Source organism: Bacillus cereus group sp. BfR-BA-01331, assembly GCF_022663915.1.
GTDB lineage: Bacteria > Bacillota > Bacilli > Bacillales > Bacillaceae_G > Bacillus_A > Bacillus_A mycoides.
Genome location: NZ_JAKUGJ010000005.1, coordinates 1 through 25,407 on the forward strand (window position 1 = coordinate 1; position 25,407 = coordinate 25,407).

The window sequence follows — 25,407 nt, forward strand, 5'->3', positions numbered from 1 at the left end:
AGCATACACGACCCTTTCTTCACTTCTACTATATAAAAAATAGTAGTGCGAACCAATGCCTTGGCCTGCACTACTAATCTTAGTATGTTTTATTTGATCTATAAAATTTTCTGAAAAATGTTTCTCAAGTTTTTAAAATAGAAATATTTGGTATAATTCATTTAAATTATAAATTTTCTGACAATTATTTTTCAATACATAGAAAAGGGGTGATAATATACAATTTGAATAATTGTATAAATATCCTAATTTTGTAATTTTGGAGAAAAGGGGATGCGAAGGTATGGGAACAGATGTAGTAACGAAGGAGCAAATGAAACATTCTTTAGATAATTGGTATCGTGTAATGTTGCAGCAAAACATAGAGAAAGCTACGGAAATGAAAGAAGAGATTGATAGTACGATTAGTGGGTTGGACGTGGATCAGGATGTATTGCTTTATCATGCGTTATTGAACTTCAGATATCAAGTTTTGAGTGATTGGGTTTCCATTAAAGAAGGTAGTTTTAATCAAGTGGAATCTTTTGAAGCTCCGCAAGAAGGTATGCTAGCGTATTGTTATCATTTGTTTAAAGCGCTTTATTTTAGAATGATTGAAAATTATGAGGAAGCTGGTAAAGAATTTGAACATGCAGAAACATTATTAAAATATATTCAAAATCCTTGCGAAAAAGCAGAATTTAATTATCGTTTAGGCGAATTTTACTATCATACGTATCAGGAAGTAAAAGCTATTCACCATATTCAAAAAGCAAAAGCAGAATTTTCAAATCATCCTGAGTATCAAATTAATGTTGCATTATGTGAAAATATATATGGTTTATGTTGCGTGGAATTAAAGCAATTTGAATTAGCAGAAGAAAGTTTTAATATTGCTTTAGATGTGTTCCAAAGAGTAAATCATAGAAAGTACGTTCTGATGATTAGAAACAATTTAGGTTGGTTATATGGCACTCAAAATCTATCTGATTTAGCAATTCGTCATGCCTCTGAAGTTGCTGAGAAATTACCTAAACATTATAAAGCGATTTTTACAGTGGCTGAAGAGTATTGTAAATTGGGTAAAACTGAGTTAGCAGAAAGATACATTGCATTGGGAATTGAAATATGTAATGAATTAAAAAATAGAGAATTTCAATATCGCTTTATGATATTGGAAAAATTAAATAAAGGCTCTAATGCGAATGAAATGGAGAAAATTATATTAGAAGGCATTGCGTACTTTGAAAGTAAAAATCTCTTAGAATGCGTAAAAGAATACAGTGAAAAATTAGCAATGCAATTTTATGAAGAAGATAATCATATCAAAGCAAGTAAATATTTTTATATAAATAATAAGGCGAATAAAAAATATTTAGAAAAGGGAGCTTTGAAATAATGAAAAAACTTAGTGGAGTAATAACTGGACTAGCACTTTTGGGGACTTTAGCGATAGGTTTAAACAGTTCTGCTGAATCAAATCAATACGCTTCTCGAGGAGACACGGGAGGAGCACCAGCAAGACCAGACTATGTTAGTTTTAATAAGGGAGATGGTGGCGGAGCGCCAGCTAACTTCAATAAAGGCGATGGCGGAGCACCAGCAGATAATAGAGGAGACGGCGGAGTAAGCCAACTATAATAACAAAGAAAGGGACTTCAACATGAAGTCCCTTTCTTTGTTATTAGGACATGTAGAGAAAAGAATTGACTTACTTTAAATGTGTAACTATAATAGTTACAAAGCAACCGTTAATAATGGCAGTGAGTAATATTTTTTTAACATAATTGTAACTACTTTGGTTACAATTAAAATTAATCATAAAATAACCAAAAAATGTAAAAACTTTAAATAGCAGCATGAGAAAGGAGACGGGAATTTTGAAACGTTTTAAGTTTTATATGATTAGCGGTATTGTACTCGTTTTGTTAATAGTATGTAACTTCGTTGATAAGCCGATTGCGAAGGTTGAAGAAGTGAAAGATACTGTTATGATGAAGATAAATACGAAAGAGAGTATGGCGCAGATTGATGGACAGACGATTTATTTTAAGCAAATTGGTGAGGGGAAACCGCCTTTACTTATGCTTCACGGGTTCGGTGGTTCTTCAGATGGGTTTAATGATATTTATCCGGAACTTGTAAAGGACCATACGATTATTGCGGTTGATATTTTAGGGTTTGGGCGTTCTTCTAAGCCGATTGATTTTCAGTATTCGTTTCCCACGCAAGTGAATTTATATTATAAGTTAATGAAGAAACTCGGATACGATCAATTCGCAGTACTTGGTCATTCGATGGGCGGAGAGATGTCTCTAAATTTAGCGTATTTATATCCGGATGCAGTAACACATCTCGTTTTAGCGGATTCTACAGGAATAGAGTCTTTCCAGCAAAAAGAAAGTTATGAAGTACCGTCACTATCGACAGACTTACAAACTGTAACAGAGATTACGGATTATAATAAAAATGAAGTGAAAAATAGTCGCGATGATAAAGAGCATTACGATCAGCTTACGAAAATGAGAGAGCGCCGCATTGCGATGGAAGCAGATAAAATTAAGGTACCGACTTTAATTATATGGGGACGACACGATAAGAGTGTTTCTTGGAAAAATGGTGAACTGTATCATGAACTATTTGCAAATAGTACGTTCCATATCATTGAAAAAGGATACCACGCACCGTTTCGCCAAAAGCCAATAGAGTTTATGGAATATGTACAAGCGTTCTTCGCGAAGAATCCACAATAAAATTTTAAGCATAAATCCACTTCTTTCCTCATAAAGTGAAACTAATAAGGCTTGTCTAAGGAAAGGGATGAACGAAAGTGGAAACTTTACCATGGTGGATTTATCTTGTAATCATTGGGATTGTACTAAGTGGCTACATGGTTTTATATACTTCGAAAAAAGAGCAAGAGATGGATAATGATTTTATCGAAAAAGAAGGCGAAGTATATATGAAGCGCTTAGAAGAAGAACGAGAGAAACGTAATCAGGATAGTGATAAAGATTCGGTATTGCTTTAATAGAAACTTTTGAAGAAGAGAAAAGGATTTTGTTTCTCTTCTTTTTTGTTGTATGAAATATTTGTATAAAAGTATATGTTACGTTTAGTAGCTGTTATTTTAAAATTGAAGATTTATTAAATAAAAATATAATTGATTATTGTTGGAGGATACTATACATTTAAAATATTTAATATATAGTTTTAATGTTTCTTAGGGAGGATGAAAACTAACATGAATACAAAAAAATTTCAAACCTATGTGCCGTTGTCAACAAAAGACTGGAGTGCTGAAACATTTGTAAGAACCTTAGAAGAGATTGTAGCTTCGGCAAAAGAATATGAAAATGATTATGTTGAGATTCATCAAGTTTTAGAAATGGTAGTAACAGAAGTTGAAGTTGAGTATGTAATCATTTTAAATCATACGAGAAACTTAGATGATTTGGGGAAATACCTTAAATAACAAAGTCCAAATACTGTTTATAAAAAGAGACGTAATCAGTATGACAGAGGAAAAATTTTCGGTTTTGCTTTAATAGAAAAAGTTTGAAGAAGAGAAAAGTATTTTATTTCTCTTCTTTTTATTGTTCGGGAAATTATTATAGAAGAAAAACATATGAAATCTGCATGACATAGAGTGTGAAATGGCGCCATTTTAAAGTGTAACGCACAAGTTGCACAGGTTACGCAACGATAACTCGCTTTACTCTTCATCATTTATTTGACCATACTAGACGTAGAGAGGTGATAAACACAGTATGATTTTTAGCGAACGTTTAAAAGAAGAGCGAGAGAAACGAAATTGGTCGCAAAATGATTTGGCTGAAAAAATTCATGTAAGTAGGCAGTCTGTTTCGAAATGGGAGACGGGAAAGAACTATCCGAGCATTGAAATTATTATTCATTTAAGCGATTTGTTCGGTATTACGATTGATGAGTTGTTGAGGAGTGATGAAGAGTTGACGCAGAAAGTAATTGAAGATAGTAAACAATTAGCGCATCCAAAATGGAAGGTGTTCTTTGATGGTCTATTCATGCTGGGGGTATTTTTGTTTATTACAAAAATCGTTGTATGGGCGTTAAATAAGTTTGCAGGAGCAAGCATTACAATTGTAGCAGATGCACCGTATGTAATGAATTTTTTACCGCTCATATTAATGGTTATAGGTGGTACGGTTTCTGATAAATTGAAGAAAATATATAGATAAGAGAAAGATTTGTAAGAAATCCCCTACACTAGCTGTTCTTTTCACCCAAATTGTGTACTATAAAGGATAGATAGGAAGGGGACGTTTAGAATGGAATTTCATGAGCAAAAGATTTTGCCGGCAGTGAGGCAAATTAAAGATTTGGAAAAGCTATTACATAGTTCGTATGAGTATATTGTTATTTTAGATATTCATGTCGGTCAATTGAAGAGTGTTGTGTCGCTTGCGAAGCAGCATAATAAAAAAGTATTTTTACATGTGGATTTGATCCATGGATTACAAAGTGATGGGCATGCGACGGAGTTTTTATGCCAAGAATATAAACCGTACGGGTTATTATCGACAAAGGCGAGCGTAATTATGAAGGCGAAGCAAAAAGGTGTCGTCTCCATTCAACGCATCTTTTTAATTGATTCTAGCGCAATGGAAAAGAGCTGTAATTTGCTAGAAAAGACGAAGCCGGATTATATAGAGGTGCTTCCTGGTGCGTTAACGGGTGTCATTGCTGAGGTGAAAGAGCGTACAGGTGTACCAATTTTAGCAGGTGGTTTTATTCGAACGGTAGAAGACGTTGAAAGAGCGTTAAATGCTGGTGCGACAGCAATTACGACATCGAAAAAAGAACTATGGAAACATTACCAAAAAAAGTGACGAAAATGTGAAAAAATTCTGTTGACACCGCTTTCATTAAGGGTTAACATTATAGACAAGTTAATAAACGTGACGGAGAAAAGAAGAGATCCACATTTTATTGTTTCTATATATAATATATAGAAGCATGTAAGCTGTGGATCTTTTTCTTTTGAAAAAAACGAATGGCCATTCATTTTACCTCTATCACTTTTCGAAAGCATTTAAATTGATTGTGGAGGGATTTTATGTCAGCATTTTTAGGGGAATTAATAGGGACTGCATTGTTAATCTTACTTGGTGGCGGCGTTTGCGCTGGTGTAAGTTTAAAGAAATCGTTTGCGAAAGATTCTGGTTGGATTGTAATTACAATGGGTTGGGGTCTAGCGGTTGCTATGGCAGCGTATGCAGTTGGATCAATTAGTGGGGCACATTTGAATCCGGCTTTAACGATAGGACTTGCGTTTAAGGGAGCGTTCCCATGGAGTGATGTACCTATGTATATCGCAGCACAAATGATTGGGGCAATTATCGGGGCAGTTCTTGTATATTTACATTACTTACCACACTGGAAAGAAACAGAAGATCCAGGAACAAAGTTAGGTGTATTTGCAACAGGTCCAGCAATTCCGAACACATTTACAAACCTTTTAAGTGAAATGATTGGAACATTCGTTTTAGTATTTGGTATATTAGCAATTGGAGCAAATAAATTTGCAGATGGTTTAAATCCATTTATCGTAGGTTTCTTAATTGTAAGTATTGGTTTATCATTAGGTGGAACAACAGGATACGCAATCAACCCGGCTCGTGATTTAGGTCCGCGTATTGCACACTTCTTCCTTCCGATTGCAGGAAAGGGCGGTTCAAATTGGAAGTATGCATGGATTCCAGTAGTTGGTCCAATTTTAGGTGGATCACTTGCAGGATTATTCCATCAAGTTGTATTTGAAGGAAAACAAAATTCAGCACTTATTTATGTAATTATTGCAACTGTGATTGTACTAGCAATCTCTTATATGACAAGTAAAAAAAGTGGAGCTACTACAAATAGTAGAAAAGTAGCATAGGGGGAAACTGATATGAAAAAATATATTCTTTCATTAGACCAAGGAACAACAAGCTCACGCGCAATTCTTTTCAATAAAGAAGGAAAAATCGTTCATTCAGCTCAAAAAGAGTTTACACAACATTTTCCAAAGCCAGGCTGGGTTGAGCATAATGCACAAGAAATTTGGGGATCTATTTTAGCAGTTATCGCAACTTGCTTAAGCGAAGCAGATGTGAAGCCAGAACAAATCGCTGGTATCGGTATTACGAACCAACGTGAAACAGCGGTTGTATGGGATAAAACGACTGGAAAACCAATTTATAACGCAATCGTATGGCAATCTCGTCAAACAGTTGAAATTTGTGATGAGTTAAAAGAAAAAGGTTATAGCGAGATGGTTCGCGAAAAAACAGGGCTTTTAATTGATGCATACTTCTCTGGTACGAAAGTAAAATGGATTTTAGATAACGTTGAAGGTGCAAGAGAAAAAGCAGAAAACGGCGAGTTATTATTCGGAACAATTGATACATGGCTTGTATGGAAATTGTCTGGCGGGAAAGCTCACGTAACAGATTACTCAAATGCATCACGTACATTAATGTTTAACATTCACGACTTACAGTGGGATAATGAGCTTCTAGACATGTTAACAGTACCAAAGAGCATGCTTCCAGAAGTACGTCAATCATCTGAAATATATGGAGAAACAATTGATTATCACTTCTTCGGTCAAAATGTACCGATCGCAGGTGTAGCTGGTGACCAGCAAGCAGCATTATTTGGACAAGCTTGTTTCGGTGAAGGTATGGCGAAGAACACTTACGGAACTGGTTGTTTCATGTTAATGAACACAGGCGAAAAAGCAGTAGCTTCTGAGCATGGCCTATTAACAACAATTGCATGGGGTTTAGATGGTAAAGTGAATTACGCATTAGAAGGAAGTATTTTCGTAGCTGGTTCTGCAATTCAGTGGTTACGTGACGGACTGCGTATGTTTAAAGATGCGAGCGAGAGCGAAGTGTACGCTAGCCGTGTTGAATCAACTGAAGGTGTATACATAGTGCCAGCATTCGTTGGACTAGGCACACCATACTGGGATAGTGAAGTACGCGGCGCTATGTTTGGTGTAACGCGCGGTACGACGAAAGAGCATTTCATTCGTGCAACGCTAGAATCTTTAGCATACCAAACGAAAGATGTACTATGCGCAATGGAAGCAGATTCAGGTATTGAACTGAATACATTACGCGTTGATGGCGGGGCAGTTAAGAATAACTTCTTAATGAAGTTCCAAAGTGATATTTTAGATGTTCCTGTAGAGCGTCCAGTGATCAATGAAACGACAGCTTTAGGTGCAGCATACTTAGCTGGTCTTGCGGTTGGATACTGGAAAAACCAAGATGAAATTAAAGCACAGTGGCATATGGACAAACGCTTTGAACCAACGATGGAAGCGGAAACAAGCGAAGAGCTATATGCTGGATGGAAAAAAGCAATTGAAGCAACTAAAGCTTTCAAATAATCATAAACAGTGTTATAATGATGACAAGTTAATAATTCGGTAGGAGATTTGGAGAGACCACAACACGCTATAGAGGCGAAATCTATAGCGGAGCTTGTGGTCTCTTTTTTCGTTATCAAAGGGAGGAATTACCATGAAATTTTCAAGTAAACAACGTAAAGACGTATTAAACGGAGTAAATAAACAAGAGTTAGATGTGATCGTAATTGGTGGAGGTATTACTGGTTCTGGTATTGCATTAGATGGGGCAACACGCGGTTTATCAACAATTGTGTTTGAAATGCAGGACTTTGCAGCAGGTACATCAAGTCGTTCAACGAAACTTGTACACGGCGGTTTACGTTATTTAAAACAACTTGAAGTGAAAATGGTAGCAGAGGTGGGGAAAGAGCGTGCGATCGTATATGAGAACGGTCCCCATGTAACAACACCGGAGTGGATGTTACTTCCGTTCCATACAGGCGGCACGTTCGGGTCATTCAGTACATCAATTGGTCTTCGTGTATACGACTTCTTAGCAGGTGTAAAACGAAGTGAGCGCAGAAAGATGTTTAACCGTGAAGAAACGCTAAATAAAGAGCCTCTTGTAAAACAAGAAGGATTAAAAGGCGGCGGTTACTACGTAGAATATCGTACAGACGATGCGCGTCTTACAATTGAAGTAATGAAAGAAGCGATTGAGCATGGTGCGAAAGCTGTTAACTACGCAAAAGTAGACAGTTTCTTATATAAAGATGGAAAAGTATGCGGTGTACGTGTAATCGATTTACTAGACGGAGAAGTATATGAAGTTTACGGTAAGAAAATTGTAAACGCAGCTGGTCCTTGGGTAGATACACTTCGTGAAAAAGATAACTCGAAAAAAGGGAAAGTACTTCAGTTATCAAAAGGTGTGCATTTAGTAATTGACCAAAAACGTTTCCCATTAGGGCAAGCAATTTACTTTGATACACCAGATAAACGTATGGTGTTCGCGATTCCTCGCGAAGGAAAAACGTACGTAGGTACAACAGATACGTTCTATGATAAAGACGCAGCTGTACCACACATGACAACAGAAGATCGCACATATATCATTAATGCGATTAACTACATGTTCCCAAGTGTAAAAATTACAGAAAAAGATGTGGAATCAAGCTGGGCTGGTGTACGTCCGCTAATCTATGAAGAAGGTAAGAATGCATCTGAAATTTCTCGTAAAGATGAAATTTGGACTTCTGAATCTGGTTTAATTACAATCGCGGGCGGTAAATTAACAGGATACCGCAAAATGGCTGAAATGGTAGTAGACTACGTAACGAATCTATTACAAAAAGAAGGCCATAGCGCATATAAGAAGAGCGATACGAAACATATGCCAATCTCTGGTGGTCATGTAAGTGGTTCACACGGATTCCCGGCATTTGTTGCGAAAAAAGCAGGCGAAGGTACGAAATATGGTTTAACGACAGCACAAGCGGAAAAATTCGCGAAATTCTACGGCTCTAACGTTGACGTACTGTTTGACTTAGCGAAAAAACATAAAAACGAAGCGAAAGAATACAACATGCCGCTAGACGTTCTAATCCCACTTGTATACGCAATAGATTACGAAATGACAGCGAAACCAGTTGACTTCTTCGTACGCCGCAGAGGCGCTGTATTCTTCAACATCCACTGGGTATACGAGTGGAAAGAAGCAGTAATCAACTATATGGCTGCGAAACTAGGCTGGAGCAAAGAAGAGCAAATGAAATACACAGCTGAATTAGAAAAAGCATTAACAGACGCTGTAATTCCTGTAGATCAACAAGAGCAAGCAGCTGCGTTAGCGTAAAATAGAAAACCACCTGAAGGGGAGCCTTTAGGTGGTTTTTTTATGAGGTATTATTTCAATTGTGTTGCATAACGACATATGTTGTTATACGATGTATATAAGGAGGTGGTATTGTTGGACAAAGAAATCTTGAAGGGAAGTATAGATATTTTATTACTTTCTATCATTGCAAAACGTGATACGTATGGATATGAAATAGCCCAAAGTTTAAAGGATGCAAGTGAAGATTTGTATAGTATGGGGCAGGGAACTTTGTATCCAGCTTTAAAGCGATTAGAAAAAAAGGAATTTCTTGAATCTTATTGGAATCAATCTGAGAATGGGATGAAAAGGAAATTTTATACTATTACAAGTAAAGGGAAAAAAGAATTGCAGAAGAAAGTGAACTCTTGGGAGCGTGTAACATCATTAATTCAAACTTGTCAGAAAGGAGTTATTTATGAGTGAATTTGATGAGTATATTAAGTCCATTTTAGCTTATTCAGAACTTAGTAATATTGAACAGGATGAGCTATTTCTAGAAATATATGATCACTTGAACAGCTTGAAAGAAGAATATATGGAACAAGGTATGAATGAAAAAGAAGCGGTGTATAAAGCGATTCAAACTTTTGGCGAATCAAAAGTTATTGGTTTAGAGATTAATCAATCGGTATACGAAGTTCCTAGGCCATTAAAGGTAGTATCAAAAATTTTATGTATTCCTTATATAATCATTTGTTTTATTGTCTTTTTAGGAGCGTTTATTTCAAATTCTACATTTGACTCTGTTCGTAGTTTGACAGGTGGAACTGTCTATCATCCTATTGAATTTTGGCAGCAATTTTTACATATATCTGATTTAGAAACGCTGTTACAACTTTTTGGAATAACACTTTGGCAAATTAAAGATTTTATTGCACATCCAGGTCCTTGGGGGAACTCAACGTATTGGTTAACTGTTTTGCAACATATAATATTGGTAGTTCCATTTGGATTTTTCGTTCCAGTGTTGATCAATAAAGTGACGAACTATAAGAAAGCTTGTAAGTGGTATGCTATGACCTTTTTTGCTTGGGAGTTATTACATTTACTAACTTTGTCTGATGTTTTTGATGTGTGGCGGATTGCTATAAATATGCTCGGTGCATCGATAGGATATCTTTTATTTATAAGCATGATACAAATGGATAATAAATTTAGGGTTATGCGCAAGAAGATATTTGAAAATTAACTTGCTATCATGTAGTTAAAATTATATACATTTAGTTCGGTGGTAATAGAGTATCACTGAAAACATAGGTATTATGTAGTGAGCCGATTTTTTATACTCGTAATAGGTGTTTATTTATTCATACTGTTATGAAACTACTGCATAATCCGTCTTTGTTGGCACCATAAATGATGATAGCATTGGAATGAAATACACAGCTGAACTAGAAAAAGCATTAAGAGATGCTGTAATTCCTGTAGATCAACAAGAACAGGCGGCTGCGTTAGCTTAAAAATAAACCGCGTGAGGGAGAGTCCTCATGCGGTTTTTTGTTTTATTATATTTGTACAGAGTGTAGATTTTTGTTGCTTAACAGGATATGGATACGAAAGGTATAATAAGTATTATTATATCGTTTGAATAACTTAACAATTGTAGTAGTCTATTAGAGTTGAAATGAATCAATTTATTGATTTGCTTCTACAGCTAGGATTTATTGAGAAGGATTAATTTAAAGTGGTGAATGGAATGAATACTAATGTTCAAAAAGAGTTAAATCAATTAGTAGATAAAATGACTTCCTCTCTTTCTGATGTTAATAAAATTATTTTATTTGGGTCTCATGCTTACGGTATGCCTAATGAGGATAGTGATTTTGATTTGTGTGTAGTGGTTGATGGTATTGGTAAGAGGAAAAGAGAAGCCTTAAAGAAATTGAATTTAAGTATATTCGATGTAATGAAAACACCAGTCGATTTACTTGTTTACGGTTCTGAAGAATTTAATGAGCGTTCTGGTAATCCTGTAACAATGGAATACAAGATTGCTGAAGAAGGTAAGGTATTGTATGAAAAATTTCAGTGAGGCAAATTTATGGTTTGAAATTGCAGATTCAGATCTTAGAGTTTCTAATCATTTATTGTCTTTAATGCCTATTCCTTTTGCAATTATCTGTTATCATTGTCAACAGTGTGCTGAGAAATATCTAAAGGGGTATTTAACGTTTAAAAGAACTTCATCCGCCTAAAACGCATAATTTAATGCTGTTAGTAAAGGAATGTGCTGAATTTAATATGGAGTTCAATGATTTAATAGATGATTGTGCAGAGTTAAATAGTTATGCGATTGAAGTCAGATATCCTTATTTTGAAGAACTTAATAAAACAGACGTATCGCAAGCTATAAAAAGTGCGGGGAATATTAAAAGTTTTGTTTTAGAAAAAATTAAATAGTAGAGGATGAACAAAACGGTATGGACATTTCCAACCGTTTTTTTATGAATTTATAAAACTTTTCCATACAGTGCGTCGTCTAATATATGGGAAGGAGGAAATGATGTGGATGAATTAACTATAGAAGCGTTTGAAATAGAAGATAAGGAACTCCTTATCGATGAAATAATGAACAAATATGGACAAGAAGTCTTACAGCTTGTGTATTCATATGTGAACAATAAAGAAGTCGCTGAGGATGTAACGCAAGATATATTTGTGAAATGTTATAAATCTCTTCATACATACAAAGGGAAATCGAATGTGAAAACGTGGTTGTGGAGAATTGCGATTAATCAATGTAAGGACTACATAAAAAGTTGGTATAACAAAAAGGTGATCGTGACAGAGGATGAAGCTGCTTATATGGGGGTTCAAAATGATAGTGTCGAACAAACTGTCATTCAAAATGCGAAGGACCGTGAATTGGCTTCTGCAGTAATGAATTTACCGATAAAATACCGAGAGGTCATTTATCTATTTTATTATGAAGAACTATCAATTAAAGAGATTGCTATCGTAATAGAAGTGAAAGAAAATACGATAAAAACGAGACTGAAAAAAGCGAAGGAGCTTTTGAAGAAAGGATTGGAGGAATAATCAAATGGAAGATCGATTAAAAGGCCTGCGAAAATCAATGGAGAATACAACGTTTAAACATTTGAGTTTTTCTGATCAACATCGAAAGCAGGTGCGCGAAAAAATCAATGCGTCAAACGAAAAGGAAGAGGACATCTCTTTAGCGATTTTACAACTCCTCAGTAATGAAAAAACAGGATACGAATTGTCACAGTTACTACGAGGGAGAGGGATTCGGAAATTCGAAGGAAATGAAGGGTTTTTATATACCGTATTACATCGTCTAGAACAGAATCGTTTTATCCAATCGAGTTGGGATCATGCAGGAGCGAAATATTATCAATTAAATGATAAAGGAAGAAAGATGCTGCGAAAGGCAGAAAAAAATGCTACGAAGGTACAATTTATATTAAAAGGCTTAGTACAGGAGTGAGGCGAAATTGAATAAAAAAGGGGAGCGTTTTGTAAGCGAGGTTACGAATCATATTAAATCAAAAGAAGCAAAGAGCTTTGTAGCAACCGAACTAGATTTTCACTTAAAACAGGCGAAGAACACATGGATAGAAAAAGGGTTAAGTGAGGAAATTGCTGAAAATAAAGCTGTGGAACAAATGGGAAGTCCGATTAAACTAGGACAAGAACTTAATAAACTTCATAAGCCAAAGGTGGATTGGTTCTTACTTATTTTATTAGTGGCTGCGATGGGGTTAGGGTTTTTGCCAATAATCGCTCTTGGGCATACGAACGATTTATTAATGAACAAAGTAATTTTTGTTATTCTCGGCATTGCAACAGCTGTTGGGATCATGCTACTTAATTATCGGAAGTTAGAGAGGCTCGGGTGGCTGTTTTATACAATCGGTGTACTTATCTTGTTAATGATAAAATGTTTTCCGACTGGTTACGTGATTGGGGAAGCAATAATAAAAATTGGCCCCATCAAAATTGACTGTTTAATGACGATACCATTCTTCTTTCTAGCTTGGGCTTCTTTTTTCAATAATAGTAGGTTAAAGTTTATGCATCTTCTCATGTTGTACGTATTTTCTTTATATCTATTTTCGACTATATCAATTCTTTTACCAATTTTCATCTATATTACGATGGTATTCGTTATGCTTTGGTGGAGTAAGCTAGGAAAGAAAACCGCATGGCTCATTACAATATTACCAATATTACCATTTATTATTAGGGATCTATTTTCCTGGTCGGCTGTAAAAGAATACCGGATAGCTAGAATTTTAGGGTTTATAAACCCAGCGCATGATCAATGGGATTTACGTTTAAAAGAGGCGATGTCTTCAGCAGGTTGGTTTGGTACATATGGAAATATAAAGTCTATCCCTGCTGCCCATACTGATTTTGTATTCGCGAGTTTGACTTACTATTATGGATATGTACTTGCGCTAGTTCTTGTCATTATTCTTTCTCTTTTTGCAGTAAGAATAATGAACATAGCTTATAAAATAAATGATGGTTATGGTAAATTGCTTCTCGTTGGCGGAGTGACTCTTTTTGTAGTTCATTTCATTTATAACGTTGGTATGATTTTAGGATTATTACCGCGTACTTCTATATCATTACCCTTTATTAGCTACGGATTGATACCAACTTTATTTCATGCATTTATAATGGGGATTGTGCTGAGTGTATATCGACGTAAAGATATGTCGTTTAGAATGAGAAAAACACCTTGATACTTATATAAGTTGCATATAAAAGAATGCATTATTATGATTAAGTACAAACGTAAATAGATAGTAGAAGAGGGTTATGATAAATAACCCTCTTTTTCGTGTCTAAATAAGCGCACTTTCTTTAATAGAAATACATAATTCAGAACGAGAGATTGATTCAGTTAGTTGTTGTAAATAGGAGTATTCTTCCGCATCTTTTTCGGAAGTGCTAGGATCTAATAAAGGTGAAGATAAAAGTACATCAAGTGTAAGAATGTCTGCATCATGAGAAGTGATGTGATAACCTGCAAATACTGGGCGTTTTAAGTCTTTTACTTTTTGAATCATCTTATGAAATTTCGTAACATTTATATGGATCGTGGCTAATGGAAAACATTTTTCGGTCGGGTTATCGATAGTTTTTCTAATTTTATAATCGTATACGTAATAGTACTTTTCTTGTTCTTCTAGTTTTTGCAACTCTTTCGTTAATAAATGGTATGTATCTGTAAGAACAGTTGTGAGTGCATCGTGCTCTGCACCAACTAATAATGTGAAAGGTCTTGGTGATGAGATTTCAAAAGGACGGACGTTTAGGGCGGTAAAAGTAGGGGGAGATTGTAAAATGTTATGTAATTTTTCGGTAGGAAACACGCCGTCATAAATAGCAATAAAATAATGGTTCATCTTGTCACTCCTTAGCTTTTTCTAAAATGGTATATTCTACTTTGATGGTGTAAATCCTGCATAAAAAAGAAACACCTTGAATCATCAAGGTGTTTTCGTTACAAGCTCAAAACTCTCCGAAGCAGCCCCTGTTACAAAAGGACTAACCTCACCAACGCTATAAAGCTGCAATTCATGCATTGCGCGCGTACAAGCAGTGTAGAACAATCTACGTAGGCTCTCATCGCTGTACACATCTTTAGAAGCATCGTAAATAATAACAGCATCAAATTCGATACCCTTCGCTAAATAAGCAGGGATAACGACGATGCCTTGTTCGTACTCGGCTGAGTTACTTTTCACAAGTTTAATATTCTCGATATGACTGAGTGCCTCGTATGCAGCGGCACTTTCAGCCGCGGATTTACATATAATTGCGATCGTATTGTGCTGTAGTTTTTGTAGTTCAGCAACTTTGGAAGTGATACGCTCATGCAGCTCACTGTAATCCGAAACTTTAGTTACTGTAGGCTTTTCACCGTCACGTTCAAATGCATTAATGTTCTTTCCTTCAGGTACGAGGTCCCGTGTAAATTCAATTATCGGTTTTGTTGATCGATAGCTACGAGTTAAGTTGATGCCGTTTGTTTCATCTGGTCCGTATAAGCTAGTAAGTGTATTGAAATTAACTGTTTCACTCGCATGAGCAAATATCGCTTGGTTAAAGTCTCCGAGTACTGTCATTTTTGCGGCAGGGAAGAGACGTTTTAAAAACTCGAACTGAAATGGAGAATAATCTTGTGCTTCGTCTACAAGTACGTGTTTAATCGATCTGTTCGTTTGGAAGCCTTCAATTAATTCTTTTAAAAGTAAAAATGGAGTCGCATCCTCGTAATGTAGCTTTCCTTCATCAAGCATGTTCACAGTTAATGAGCAAATGTCGTCCCATTCTTTAGGTTTTTCCCCAGCAACCCATGATGCATCTGTGAAGAGTTGTTTATATATGCCTGTGAAGTTGATGAAGCGCAATGTTTGAACACCTTTACGAAGCGGCTTCAATTTTTTACGGATAATCATACGTCCAAGTACTTTCGTTTCTTTCTCAAAATCATTAAAGGAGTTGTCGTCAAACTCGCCTTTTTTCTGTAAATATTTATAAGCCTTTTGGTATTCATCTTTACTAAGTAGTTCAATTTCTTCTTCTACCCAAGGCTTTTTCAGTTCTGTTTTTTCAATTGTGTCTATTTGTTTGTTTAGCCAATCCGTTAACTTCTCAATTCGATTATGGAAGCGGAGGGAGGAATCAGTATTATAAAATTGCTCTGTAATTTCTTTAGCAGAGGCAATCAGTTTTCCTCTAAATTTCATTCCTCTAAATAGCATGCCTGAAGATTCAAGAGATTGTCTGTACGCTCTAATCATCTCGAAAAATTGAGTAGATGCTTTAAATCGAATGCTCGCATTTCGAGTTTTATAATTTGCGCTATTCGTTTCAGTTAACATATATTCTAATTGCTCGTAAGGATCCTCAACGTCAAATGACTTACTGAGTCTATGGTTTAAATATTCTTGGAATGTAACTTGCTGCATATTTTCTTCGCCGAGTTCTGGCAGTACGTTAGATACGTAGCTGTTGAACATGGAGTTAGGGGAGAAGAGAATGATTTGATCTGCTTTTAGCCATTCACGATATTTATATAGTAAGTAGGCGATTCGCTGCAGGGCAGCTGATGTTTTACCACTACCAGCAGCTCCTTGAACGATAAGTAGTCGCCCTTCATCGTGACGGATAATTTCATTTTGCTCGCGCTGAATCGTAGCAACGATACTTTGCATATGTTTGTTTGTTCCTTTTCCGAGCGCTTGTTGCAGAATTTCATCTCCAATTGTGAGGCTCGTATCGAACATTGAATCAATCTCGCCATTTTGAATAATATATTGTAATTTTTTCTCTACATTACCGCAGATTACGCCTCCTGGTGTGCTGTATTCAGCCGGTCCTGGTGGATAATCGTAGTAAACACTTGAAATAGGTGCGCGCCAATCGTATATAAGAAAGTTTTCTCCACTTGCATCTGTAAGTGTAGCGACCCCGATATAAATTTGTTCTGCGCCAGATTCGCCTTCTTCTTTGAAATCAATTCGTCCGAAGTAAGGTGCTTTATGCATACGGCGTAGTGCGGCAAGTCGATTAAAGGTGTGCTTATGGGTAATTTGTGTTACGGCTAGTGACTGAGCTTGTTGTCTTAAGTTGATAACTGTTTCAAGATAATCGTCAAAAGTATCAGTGTTAACTTTAACATCATCCCAGAAGTGTTTACGAATGTTGATTACTTCTGCTCGGCGTCTGCCAGTGTCGCTTTCCAGTTTATCAATTTGCTCCGTAATCGTTTCTATTACGGTATCCAATCGTTTTTGCTCTTGATCAAGTTTTTTGTTCATACGTAAGCACTCCTTTAAAAGTGAAAAATAGAGGTTGACTGAAGATGTGTTTTGGTGTACAATTAAGATACGGATAAATACATTCTTTTATTTTTAGTGAATGCGTTTCTGTACTAATTTACCATAGTTTTTTAATTTAATCAATGATAATAAGATAAACCTTGGTTTCGTGTTGCACGAAACCAAGGTTTTTTTGTGTTGAATGGAGTAAGGTGAGGGAGTATATCGATTTATCGGCAAAAAAACTACTACAAAATAAAAAAGCTTGGGGGCTACCCAAGCTTTTTTCACTTCATTATTTCTTTTCGTCTTTTTTAGCGTCAGCTTTTGGTTCTTCGAAAAGATCTTTCAAATCTTTGTCGTCAACTTTTACGTCAGCTTTTTTGATTTCTTTCATCATAAGATCGTTCATAAATTGAGCATCTTGTGTTTTCTTCGCAACTAACTCTTTTTTCAGGTCAGCTTTTGATTGCTCAAATGATTTTTCTGGTTCTTTAATGTCTGTTACTTTAATGATATGGTAACCAAATTGTGTTTTTACAGGCTCGCTTACTTCATCTTTTTTCAGTTTATAAGCAGCATCTTCGAATTCTTTAACCATTTTACCATGTTCGAAGAATCCTAAGTCGCCACCTTTTTCTTTTGAAGCAGTATCTTCAGAGTATTGTTTCGCTAACTCTTCGAAAGATTTACCTTGTCCAAGTTCTTCTTTAACCTTTTTAGCAGTCGCTTCATCTTTTACAAGAATGTGGCTTGCCTTAACTTGAGGCTTGTAGTTATCTTTTAATTCTTTATCAGTGATTGTTTTCTCGATAGCTTGTTCTTGAGCTAATGAAGCGCGAACGCCATTTTTAACTGTTTCTTCTTTAAGGCCTTGTTGTTTCATTAGTGTATCGAATTGGTCACCGACTTGCTTTTTCATTTCATCGAACTTTTTGTCTACTTCTTTGTCATCGACTTTGTAGTTTTTAATAAGTACTTTTTCCATAACCATGTTATTTAGTACTTGTTTACCAGCTTGTGTCTTCATTTGATTGTAGAACTCTTCTTTAGTGATGTCACCAGCTTTAGATGTAACAATTTTGTCTGATGATGATGATGTTCCACATGCTGATAATGCGATTACACTTGTTGCGGCTAAGGCAAGCATAGCTTTCTTCATTCAATAAACACTCCTACTATTATGTATTTTTAATTTATCCCATACGAATGAAGAAACGCCTTATGATAGGTTATTTTCGTTCATAAGAACCTGATTAAGTCTCACTGATGTCTTTGCTTTTTTTATATGTAAAAGCACGCTTAACAGGGCTTACCGAGGCTTTAGGATAAAGTTTAGATGCGTGTCGTTTGTTTCATAGTATAAGCAATATGTACAAAATTTAATATATCATATTTCGACGGGTTTTCCTATTGATAAAGAAATTTTAACCAGTTTGTGTCAGATTTTGAAAGGGTACCATATTGGGCGCATGTCGCATATACAGAAAAGAGGAGGGGATGGGGGATGAATTCAAAACTTATTTTATTACTTGTACTGTTTATTTTATTAGTTATAGTAGGTATAATTTGCTTATAGAGGAAAAAAATGAGGAAGGGGCTTCCTTCCTCACTTTCCATGAAATATAATTTCTACATAACTAGAAATTAATAGAATGGTAATACATACATTAATAACTCGAAAGACACCGGGCTGGCGGCTCGCAGATATTTGTTTTCGCTCACACAGTGTATGTGTCATGAAATTCGTGTAAAATATAACAAGAAGTGCGAATGCAACAAAAACAACGGTTATAAGAGTCATGAGGCGAGACCTCCTTTTGGCTAAAATACATATACTTTATATATTGTATCATACGATATTTTATTCGTGTTACAAAATTCAGAAATAGAAGACTTTGTGTTAGGAAGCGAGGGAGAAAATGGACGTTGTAAGAAGACTAGAACAAGCTGAATACTACGTAGACCTACTATTTAAAATGATTGATGAAGAAAAGTGTCCATTTTATTCTTTAATCATAAAGAAAAAAGCTCGTAAAAAAGACATTGAACGTATACTAAAACTTTGTGAAAAACTGAACGAACAATATGTAGTGGAGAAAGCAGAAGGCCTTCTATTGTTTGATGCGCTATTAGATCAATTTGAAAAAGCGCTTCCACATCAGCTCGAAGTACACGAAACTGCGGAAGCGCTAGCAAAACAAGGTTTATTTAAGCCGCTTATGAATGAATTCTTAAGCATGATTGCGAAAAAATAAATAGATTATTTCTTAACTAACTTTTGATCGGATTCCGTAAAGTTCTCCTCAATATCTTCTAATGATTTCTCAAAAATATCGATGAAGTCTTGTCCGTAAATATTACGCAGGATTGCAATCAGTTCGATATTTTCTGGGAACTTACCATAAAAATTACGAAGTTCAAGTGCTCCATTAAAAACAGAATTATTTTCAGGATCATACTCCTCCATTAAGCGAAGCAGTAATTCTTCCCCTTTGTCTGTAATTTCAATGTACGTATTTCGTTTATCATCTTCTTTTTTTGAGAATATAAGATAGCCGCGTTCTTCAAGCTTTTTAGAGAAGTTAAACGCCGTTGATACGTGCATAACTCCAAACTTAGCAATCTCAGAAATAGAAGCCCCTTTTAAATGATAAGCGATGGTTAAAATGTGATGCTCATTAATGTTTAAATCGTAAGGTTTAATCCATTGTTGCCAATCTTTCTCTACGCATTTCCATAACGCTTTCGATAATTGAGCAATACGTTGGCTGAAAATCATCGCTTCTTTTACCGAGTAATTTTTTTCTCCACTTTTCATTTACTCACCCACTTTAACATTCTTTTTTCATTATTATCTATTATGCCAGTAAAATAAAAATTAATAAAGTCTTTTTGTGAGAATTGTGAAAATTTTTCGGAAAAATAATATTCTATACAAATCATGCATAACTATGGAAGCGTTTTATGAGTCGAGAATACATGTGTTGTCTTTACATGTTAAGGGATAACATATATTGTAAATGCATAAAAACACGGCATATCTATGTGATATGCCGTGTTAAGGTCAATTCGTATGAAAAATATTTGTTATATGCAAAAAACTAAGCAGGAATATGTTTACGCTTTTTCTGGAACGGCTTCTTGTAGTTTCTCAATTGACTTTTGAATGTCTAAAATTTCTTTTTCAATATGTCGTTTGTTTTGAGAAATATCTTGTTTCCAGTTAGAAAGCGTGTCATGCATATCGTCTTTTAGTTCTTGGAATACTTCTTTACCTTCTGAAGCAGTTTCAACGATTTGACGCTTTAATAACTTCGTATCAGCTGTAATATCAGCTAATGTTTTTTTAATATCAGTTCCTTTTTCTTTCAGCTTACCGCGCATAGCTTTACCAGAAGAAGGAGTTGAGAAAAGAACGGCTAGCCCAGCAACTGCTCCGCCGCAAAGTACACCTGTAATAAAGGATTTAGCTTTTGACATAAAAGGAAACCTCCTTATTTTTCGTTCGTATTCATGATGTATAAAAGTGTGCATATCTTTAAGACAAGGGGAAGAAAAGTGAACTTTTCTCTCTTGTACATGCTATGCACAAAAAATCATATCCCCGGCATTTTTTGTGAAGAAAGAAGCCATACAATAAATGCCAGAGGAATCGGCTTATTATGTATTACTTCTTATTATAGTGGCACTATTTCACACTATTTGCAATTGTACTTGCGATGTTTTGTAAATTTTCCATTGTATATTCATTTTGGTGTGATTTCCAAACAGCACCGAAACCATCGTTTTCACCGTAGCGTGGAATTAAATGAAGGTGGAAGTGGAATACAGTTTGTCCAGCTTTCTCGCCGTTATTGTTAAGTAGGTTGAAGCCAACTGGATTAAATTCTGCTTTCATTGCATTTGCGATTTTTGGAACGACAGCAAAAATATGTGATGCGATTTCTGGCGTTAACGCAAAAATGTCTTGTTTGTGAACTTTCGGAATAACAAGAGTATGTCCTTTTGTTACTTGACTAATATCTAAAAATGCAAGTACATGTTCATCTTCGTATACTTTTGAGCAAGGGATTTGCCCGTCAATGATTTTACAAAAAATACAATTGTCCGCTGTATGATTCATCGATCTCATCCTTTCAAATGGTCTTAGCCGTATTTTACCATAATTACATAGGAGAACAAACACGAAAAACAGGAAGCTGACTCAGCTTCCTGTTTTCTGAAGAGGGATTGAAAAAGCATTTTTTATAATTTACGGTTCGCAGACACCTCATTTATATAAGAAATACATGGTAAATCGGCTGAAATATCTACCGTAGACACCCCATTTTCAAGTGAAATGAATTGCAATCTTGTATTAAATGAAATTGTTAGTGTTTAAAACAGTATATGCTCTTTCACAGACACCTCATTTATTTAAGAAATGCACGGTAAATCGGCTAAAGTCTCTGCCGCAGACACCCCATTTTCAAGTGAAATGAATTGCAATCTTGTATTAAATGAAATTGTTTATTTTTTAAAACAGTATATGCTCTTTCGGAGACACCCCGTTTCGAAAATGAAACAAATTATCTGGTTATGTGTAAATTTCATTGTCCAACTTGGACACCCCATTTCATGATGACTTCACTATGTTGTTGTACTCATCAATTGGTGGTTGCTTTTTCAAGTGTGTTCCTTCTTCCTTAATTATGATGTCCGCTTTCGTAAAAATATATGCGAAGAAATTTTAATTTTTTTTGGAGACATCGATACTATGTAGTACAGCACAATTTTTGGTAAGATGAATATAGAATGAATATCAATGAAGAAAGTGGTGTCGTATGAGCGAGTTATTGCGTGTAGAAAATGTTACAGGAGGATATACGAAACGACCTGTACTGCAAAATGTTTCGTTCTCTGTTAATAAAGGCGAACTTGTCGGCTTGATCGGTTTAAATGGGGCTGGGAAAAGTACGACAATTAAACATATCATCGGTTTAATGGAGCCGAAAAAAGGAACTGTCACAATTAACGGGAAAACAATTCGTGATGATATGACAGCGTACCGTTCTAGTTTCTCCTTCATTCCAGAAACGCCAGTATTATATGATGAGTTAACGTTAGAAGAGCATTTGAAATTAACAGCGATGGCGTACGGTGTAGATGAAAAACAATATGAAGAACGCGTAGGACAATTATTACATGAATTTCGCATGAAAAATCGCTTAAAATGGTTTCCGTCTCATTTCTCAAAAGGGATGAAACAAAAAGTGATGATTATGAGTGCATTTTTAGTTGAACCATCACTTTACATTGTGGACGAACCTTTCGTTGGACTTGATCCGTTAGCGATTCAATCACTTCTTCAAATGATGGATCAAATGAAAAAGAGTGGTGCGGGCATCTTAATGAGTACACATATTTTAGCGACAGCAGAGCGCTATTGTGATTCATTCATTATTTTGCATCAAGGTGAAGTGAGAGCGATGGGAACATTATCAGAACTTCAATCCGGGTTTAATATGCCTGGTGCAACGCTTGATGATATTTATATTGCGTTAACGAAGGAAGAAGATTATGAATAGCACAGCGTTATGGAAAGAACGATTTCGGCACTTTCTAAAAGAAGTTCGTACATATAGTAAATACGTATTTAATGATCATTTGAAATTTATTTTCGTATTTATCATCGGTGCAGGAGCGTATTATTACCAGCAATGGTTACAAACGTTAACACCTTCGTTTCCGACAGCGATTGTTATGGCAGTCTTACTTGGCCTCGTATTAACAGCTGGGTCAGTCCAAACGTTATTAAAAGAAGCAGACCTCGTGTATTTGCTGCCAGTTGAAGAAAAGTTAAAGCCTTACTTTACGAAGGCATTTCTTTTTACGTTTATGATTCAGTTATACATAATCGCAATGGTAGCCGCTGCGCTTGCACCGTTATACTTCCAGCAAATGAAACAAACAGGTGCCAATTACATATGGATTGTAATCGCGTTTGTCATTGTAAAGGCGTGGAATTTATTCGTAGCGTGGGAAAAATCATTTTTAACAGATCAAAATGTACAAAGAGCGGATTGGTTTATTCGTTTTATTTTAAACGGCTTATTTGTGTACGTCCTTGTAGAACGTACTTCAGTCATTTTTACCGGTGTGATTGTCTTTTTAATGGCGCTATACCTTGCCGTTATGCACCAAAAGGTGAAGGGAAAGCCGCTAAACTGGGAGTATTTAATTTCTGAAGAAGGTAAAAAAATGATGCTGCTGTACCGCATTGCGAACATGTTCGTTGATGTACCAGCGTTAAAAGAGAGAGTATCACGTAGGAAATGGCTTGATTTCATTCTTTCGATGATCGGTGAAAAACGTACATATTTATACTTATATACGAGAACATTTTTAAGATCGGGTAACTATTTCGGATTATATATGCGTTTACTCGTTCTTGGCGGGATTATTCTTTACTTTATCCCATTTTTATATGGACGTTTTATCGTAAGCCTTGTTTTCTTATACTTAATCGGCTACCAGCTCTTAACCCTTTGGAAACATCACCGTATGAAAGTTTGGCTTGATTTATATCCGGTAGGGGAAGACGAGAAGAAGAGAGATTTCCTTACTTTATTAAATGCGATTCTTATCATTGGTAGTGTTGTATTTACAATTATATTTGCACTTGCGACGAAAGATTTCATAATGACCGGCATTTTATTTGTCGTAAGCATATTATTTAGTATCGGTTTCGTTTATCAATACGGTGCAAAGCGCATTGAGCGTTTAAACTGAAAGGAATGAACCTATGATTACATATGAAGAGAAGGTTATAAAAGAATTGGAGCAGTGGAAAGCTACATTCATGAAAGATTCTTCTATGATGACACGGTTCTCTAAAAAAGTGCAGGTGAAAGTGCAACAACTAGTGCCCGCGAAAGTACAAAAGGTACTAACAGAAACGATTCGGATGATGGTACAAACAATTAGTGCTGGATCAAACTTCATAAAACCGAAGCTAAAAGAAACGAACTGGTCACTGCAAAGACGAGACGATGAAGTACGTAAAAAAATGGACGAATATAAAAAAGTCGCAGCGGCAGAAGGGGCAGGAACAGGAGCAGGTGGTATTCTCCTTGGCCTTGCCGATTTCCCGTTATTACTTACTATTAAAATAAAATTTTTATTTGATGCAGCAACATTGTACGGATTTGATACGAGTAAAAAAGAAGAACGCCTTTTTATTCTTCACGTTTTCCAGCTTGCTTTTTCAAGTGACGATTACCGAAAAGAAGTATGGAAAGCAATTGAAACGTGGGATACAGAAGAAGAAAATCATATGGACTGGGAAAAGTTCCAAACAGAATACCGAGACTATATCGATTTAGCAAAAATGCTTCAACTCGTTCCAATCATCGGTGCCCCGGTCGGAGCATATGCGAATTATCAATTGTTGCAAAGGCTTGGAGAAGTAACGATGAATTGTTATCGTATGCGCTTGCTTAATAGAAATTGATTTGTTTTACAATAAACATCCTAAATTACACATTTAGGATGCTTTTTTTTATTTTTATTCATATTTTTAATTTTTTTACCAATAATATACAGATAAAGTTACTTGAGCTTACTTTACTGTATTTAGGGGTGCAAAATATGAAAGTATCAATATTTATTACTTGTGTTGCAGATGTTTTTTATCCAGAAGTAGGGAAAGATGTTGTGGAAATTCTTGAAGATTTAGGGTGTGAAGTTGATTTTCCAAAAACTCAAACTTGCTGCGGACAACCTGCTTATAATAGCGGGTATGTGAAAGAAACAAAAACAGCTGCAAAACATATGATTGAAGCCTTTTCTAGTTCAGAATATGTTGTGGCACCATCGGGCTCTTGCGCTATGATGGTTCACGAGTTTTCTAGCTTGTTTTCTGAAAGTGAAGCGGATTGGAAGAAAAAAGCTACTGAACTTGGAAATAAAACATACGAATTCACACAATTTCTTGTGGAAGTATTAGGGAAAGAAGACTTAGGTGCGGAGCTTCATAAAAAAGCAACGGTTCATACATCTTGTCATATGAGCCGATTAATGGGGATTAAGGAACCACCGCAAAAACTATTAAAGTGTGTAAAGGGACTGGAAGTTGTTTCATTGCCGCATAATTATGATTGTTGCGGATTTGGAGGGACATTCTCGGTGAAAATGCCAGAAATCTCTGAGCAAATGGTTGAGGAAAAAGTAAAGCATATTATGGAAACCGGTGCGGAATTGTTAATTGGGATGGATTGTAGCTGCTTAATGAATATAAAAGGACGTTTAACACGTAATGGTTATCAGATTGATGTAAAACATATTGCTCAAGTATTAAATGAAGATCGAAAATAAGAGGG

The 25,407-nt window shown here is 35.7% G+C and carries 30 protein-coding genes; 23 read left to right on the forward strand and 7 right to left on the reverse strand.

The features are described from left to right. The first annotated feature begins 283 nt into the window (after window positions 1-283). From MR155_RS10830 to MR155_RS10910, 18 genes are all read left to right on the forward strand, one after another. Window positions 284-1,378 carry a response regulator aspartate phosphatase gene (locus MR155_RS10830; protein WP_219301491.1) on the forward strand — a complete coding sequence of 365 codons (1,095 nt, stop codon included), beginning with the start codon at window positions 284-286 and terminating at the stop codon, window positions 1,376-1,378. Then, window positions 1,378-1,620, forward strand: a complete 243-nt coding sequence (locus MR155_RS10835) for a Phr family secreted Rap phosphatase inhibitor (protein ID WP_242309703.1) — start codon at window positions 1,378-1,380, stop codon at window positions 1,618-1,620. Before MR155_RS10830 ends, MR155_RS10835 begins: the two co-directional genes overlap by 1 nt. Window positions 1,621-1,859: 239 nt before the next feature. Continuing rightward, window positions 1,860-2,732: an alpha/beta fold hydrolase gene (locus MR155_RS10840; protein ID WP_242309705.1), complete on the forward strand. Its 873-nt coding sequence runs from the start codon at window positions 1,860-1,862 to the stop codon at window positions 2,730-2,732. A 77-nt stretch (window positions 2,733-2,809) separates the two neighbouring features. Further along, the gene (locus MR155_RS10845; protein ID WP_002087191.1) at window positions 2,810-3,010 is read left to right on the forward strand and encodes a sporulation YhaL family protein; all 201 of its coding nucleotides are present in this window, start codon (window positions 2,810-2,812) and stop codon (window positions 3,008-3,010) included. Window positions 3,011-3,223: 213 nt separating this feature from the next. Then, complete coding sequence (locus MR155_RS10850; RefSeq protein ID WP_242309708.1) at window positions 3,224-3,454, forward strand: hypothetical protein; 231 nt, start codon at window positions 3,224-3,226, stop codon at window positions 3,452-3,454. 295 nt (window positions 3,455-3,749) lie between these two features. Next, a complete protein-coding gene (locus MR155_RS10855) occupies window positions 3,750-4,199 on the forward strand; it encodes a helix-turn-helix domain-containing protein (protein WP_242309711.1) in 450 nt (149 codons plus the stop codon). A gap of 90 nt (window positions 4,200-4,289) precedes the next feature. Next, window positions 4,290-4,850, forward strand: coding sequence for a glycerol uptake operon antiterminator GlpP (gene glpP, locus MR155_RS10860; RefSeq protein ID WP_000394293.1), 561 nt, complete (start codon window positions 4,290-4,292; stop codon window positions 4,848-4,850). A gap of 227 nt (window positions 4,851-5,077) precedes the next feature. Continuing rightward, window positions 5,078-5,899: a glycerol uptake facilitator protein GlpF gene (glpF, locus tag MR155_RS10865; protein WP_070141165.1), complete on the forward strand. Its 822-nt coding sequence runs from the start codon at window positions 5,078-5,080 to the stop codon at window positions 5,897-5,899. Window positions 5,900-5,911: 12 nt separating this feature from the next. Continuing rightward, complete coding sequence (gene glpK, locus MR155_RS10870; RefSeq protein WP_219301498.1) at window positions 5,912-7,402, forward strand: glycerol kinase GlpK; 1,491 nt, start codon at window positions 5,912-5,914, stop codon at window positions 7,400-7,402. Between the two features lie 133 nt (window positions 7,403-7,535). Beyond that, window positions 7,536-9,218, forward strand: a complete 1,683-nt coding sequence (gene glpD, locus MR155_RS10875) for an aerobic glycerol-3-phosphate dehydrogenase (protein WP_242309714.1) — start codon at window positions 7,536-7,538, stop codon at window positions 9,216-9,218. A gap of 114 nt (window positions 9,219-9,332) precedes the next feature. Next, complete coding sequence (locus tag MR155_RS10880; RefSeq protein ID WP_061674045.1) at window positions 9,333-9,665, forward strand: PadR family transcriptional regulator; 333 nt, start codon at window positions 9,333-9,335, stop codon at window positions 9,663-9,665. Then, on the forward strand, window positions 9,658-10,431 hold the full coding sequence (locus MR155_RS10885; RefSeq protein WP_219301500.1) for a VanZ family protein: 774 nt from the start codon (window positions 9,658-9,660) through the stop codon (window positions 10,429-10,431). Before MR155_RS10880 ends, MR155_RS10885 begins: the two co-directional genes overlap by 8 nt. A 507-nt stretch (window positions 10,432-10,938) precedes the next feature. Beyond that, window positions 10,939-11,274 (forward strand): nucleotidyltransferase domain-containing protein, encoded by a 336-nt coding sequence (locus tag MR155_RS10890; protein WP_002087180.1) that lies wholly within the window; start codon window positions 10,939-10,941, stop codon window positions 11,272-11,274. Window positions 11,275-11,338: 64 nt separating this feature from the next. Beyond that, on the forward strand, window positions 11,339-11,437 hold the full coding sequence (locus tag MR155_RS31770) for a HEPN domain-containing protein (RefSeq protein ID WP_235661821.1): 99 nt from the start codon (window positions 11,339-11,341) through the stop codon (window positions 11,435-11,437). Window positions 11,438-11,450: 13 nt separating this feature from the next. Beyond that, entirely contained in the window at window positions 11,451-11,642 is a 192-nt protein-coding gene (locus MR155_RS31775) for a HEPN domain-containing protein (protein WP_257475382.1), read from the forward strand. A 105-nt stretch (window positions 11,643-11,747) separates the two neighbouring features. After that, window positions 11,748-12,281 carry a sigma-70 family RNA polymerase sigma factor gene (locus MR155_RS10900; RefSeq protein WP_242309717.1) on the forward strand — a complete coding sequence of 178 codons (534 nt, stop codon included), beginning with the start codon at window positions 11,748-11,750 and terminating at the stop codon, window positions 12,279-12,281. Between the two features lie 4 nt (window positions 12,282-12,285). Next, window positions 12,286-12,693 carry a PadR family transcriptional regulator gene (locus MR155_RS10905; RefSeq protein ID WP_016128876.1) on the forward strand — a complete coding sequence of 136 codons (408 nt, stop codon included), beginning with the start codon at window positions 12,286-12,288 and terminating at the stop codon, window positions 12,691-12,693. 7 nt (window positions 12,694-12,700) lie between these two features. Continuing rightward, on the forward strand, window positions 12,701-13,957 hold the full coding sequence (locus tag MR155_RS10910; protein WP_242309720.1) for an FtsW/RodA/SpoVE family cell cycle protein: 1,257 nt from the start codon (window positions 12,701-12,703) through the stop codon (window positions 13,955-13,957). A 102-nt stretch (window positions 13,958-14,059) separates the two neighbouring features. Here the strand turns inward: MR155_RS10910 and MR155_RS10915 are convergent, their stop codons facing one another. From MR155_RS10915 to MR155_RS10930, 4 genes are all read right to left on the reverse strand, one after another. Continuing rightward, window positions 14,060-14,623, reverse strand: a complete 564-nt coding sequence (locus MR155_RS10915; RefSeq protein WP_242309723.1) for a hypothetical protein — start codon at window positions 14,621-14,623, stop codon at window positions 14,060-14,062. An 84-nt stretch (window positions 14,624-14,707) separates the two neighbouring features. Beyond that, window positions 14,708-17,044, reverse strand: coding sequence for an RNA polymerase recycling motor HelD (helD, locus tag MR155_RS10920; protein WP_242309726.1), 2,337 nt, complete (start codon window positions 17,042-17,044; stop codon window positions 14,708-14,710). A 295-nt stretch (window positions 17,045-17,339) separates the two neighbouring features. Further along, window positions 17,340-18,206 (reverse strand): peptidylprolyl isomerase PrsA, encoded by an 867-nt coding sequence (gene prsA, locus MR155_RS10925; protein ID WP_113936605.1) that lies wholly within the window; start codon window positions 18,204-18,206, stop codon window positions 17,340-17,342. Between the two features lie 447 nt (window positions 18,207-18,653). Then, entirely contained in the window at window positions 18,654-18,848 is a 195-nt protein-coding gene (locus tag MR155_RS10930) for a hypothetical protein (protein WP_000172693.1), read from the reverse strand. 118 nt (window positions 18,849-18,966) lie between these two features. On the opposite strand from MR155_RS10930, the gene MR155_RS10935 reads away from it, so the two are divergent. Further along, complete coding sequence (locus MR155_RS10935) at window positions 18,967-19,302, forward strand: DUF1878 family protein (RefSeq protein WP_002134804.1); 336 nt, start codon at window positions 18,967-18,969, stop codon at window positions 19,300-19,302. A 5-nt stretch (window positions 19,303-19,307) separates the two neighbouring features. Here the strand turns inward: MR155_RS10935 and MR155_RS10940 are convergent, their stop codons facing one another. The 3 genes from MR155_RS10940 to MR155_RS10950 form a co-directional block, all read right to left on the reverse strand. Next, the gene (locus tag MR155_RS10940; protein WP_002134805.1) at window positions 19,308-19,865 is read right to left on the reverse strand and encodes an HTH-type transcriptional regulator Hpr; all 558 of its coding nucleotides are present in this window, start codon (window positions 19,863-19,865) and stop codon (window positions 19,308-19,310) included. A 299-nt stretch (window positions 19,866-20,164) separates the two neighbouring features. Then, complete coding sequence (locus tag MR155_RS10945) at window positions 20,165-20,527, reverse strand: YtxH domain-containing protein (RefSeq protein ID WP_002011120.1); 363 nt, start codon at window positions 20,525-20,527, stop codon at window positions 20,165-20,167. A 208-nt stretch (window positions 20,528-20,735) separates the two neighbouring features. After that, window positions 20,736-21,170 (reverse strand): HIT family protein, encoded by a 435-nt coding sequence (locus tag MR155_RS10950; protein ID WP_001016832.1) that lies wholly within the window; start codon window positions 21,168-21,170, stop codon window positions 20,736-20,738. Between the two features lie 700 nt (window positions 21,171-21,870). Here MR155_RS10950 and ecsA point away from each other — a divergent pair. The 4 genes from ecsA (at window position 21,871) to MR155_RS10970 (ending at window position 25,402) form a co-directional block, all read left to right on the forward strand. After that, entirely contained in the window at window positions 21,871-22,614 is a 744-nt protein-coding gene (gene ecsA / locus MR155_RS10955; protein WP_061674035.1) for an ABC transporter ATP-binding protein EcsA, read from the forward strand. After that, complete coding sequence (locus tag MR155_RS10960; RefSeq protein WP_242309729.1) at window positions 22,607-23,818, forward strand: ABC transporter permease; 1,212 nt, start codon at window positions 22,607-22,609, stop codon at window positions 23,816-23,818. The genes ecsA and MR155_RS10960 overlap by 8 nt, the downstream gene beginning before the upstream one ends. Before the next feature lie 13 nt (window positions 23,819-23,831). Beyond that, window positions 23,832-24,539: an ecs operon protein EcsC gene (gene ecsC, locus MR155_RS10965; RefSeq protein WP_002011122.1), complete on the forward strand. Its 708-nt coding sequence runs from the start codon at window positions 23,832-23,834 to the stop codon at window positions 24,537-24,539. Between the two features lie 137 nt (window positions 24,540-24,676). Further along, window positions 24,677-25,402 carry a (Fe-S)-binding protein gene (locus MR155_RS10970; protein ID WP_242309732.1) on the forward strand — a complete coding sequence of 242 codons (726 nt, stop codon included), beginning with the start codon at window positions 24,677-24,679 and terminating at the stop codon, window positions 25,400-25,402. Window positions 25,403-25,407: the final 5 nt, after the last annotated feature.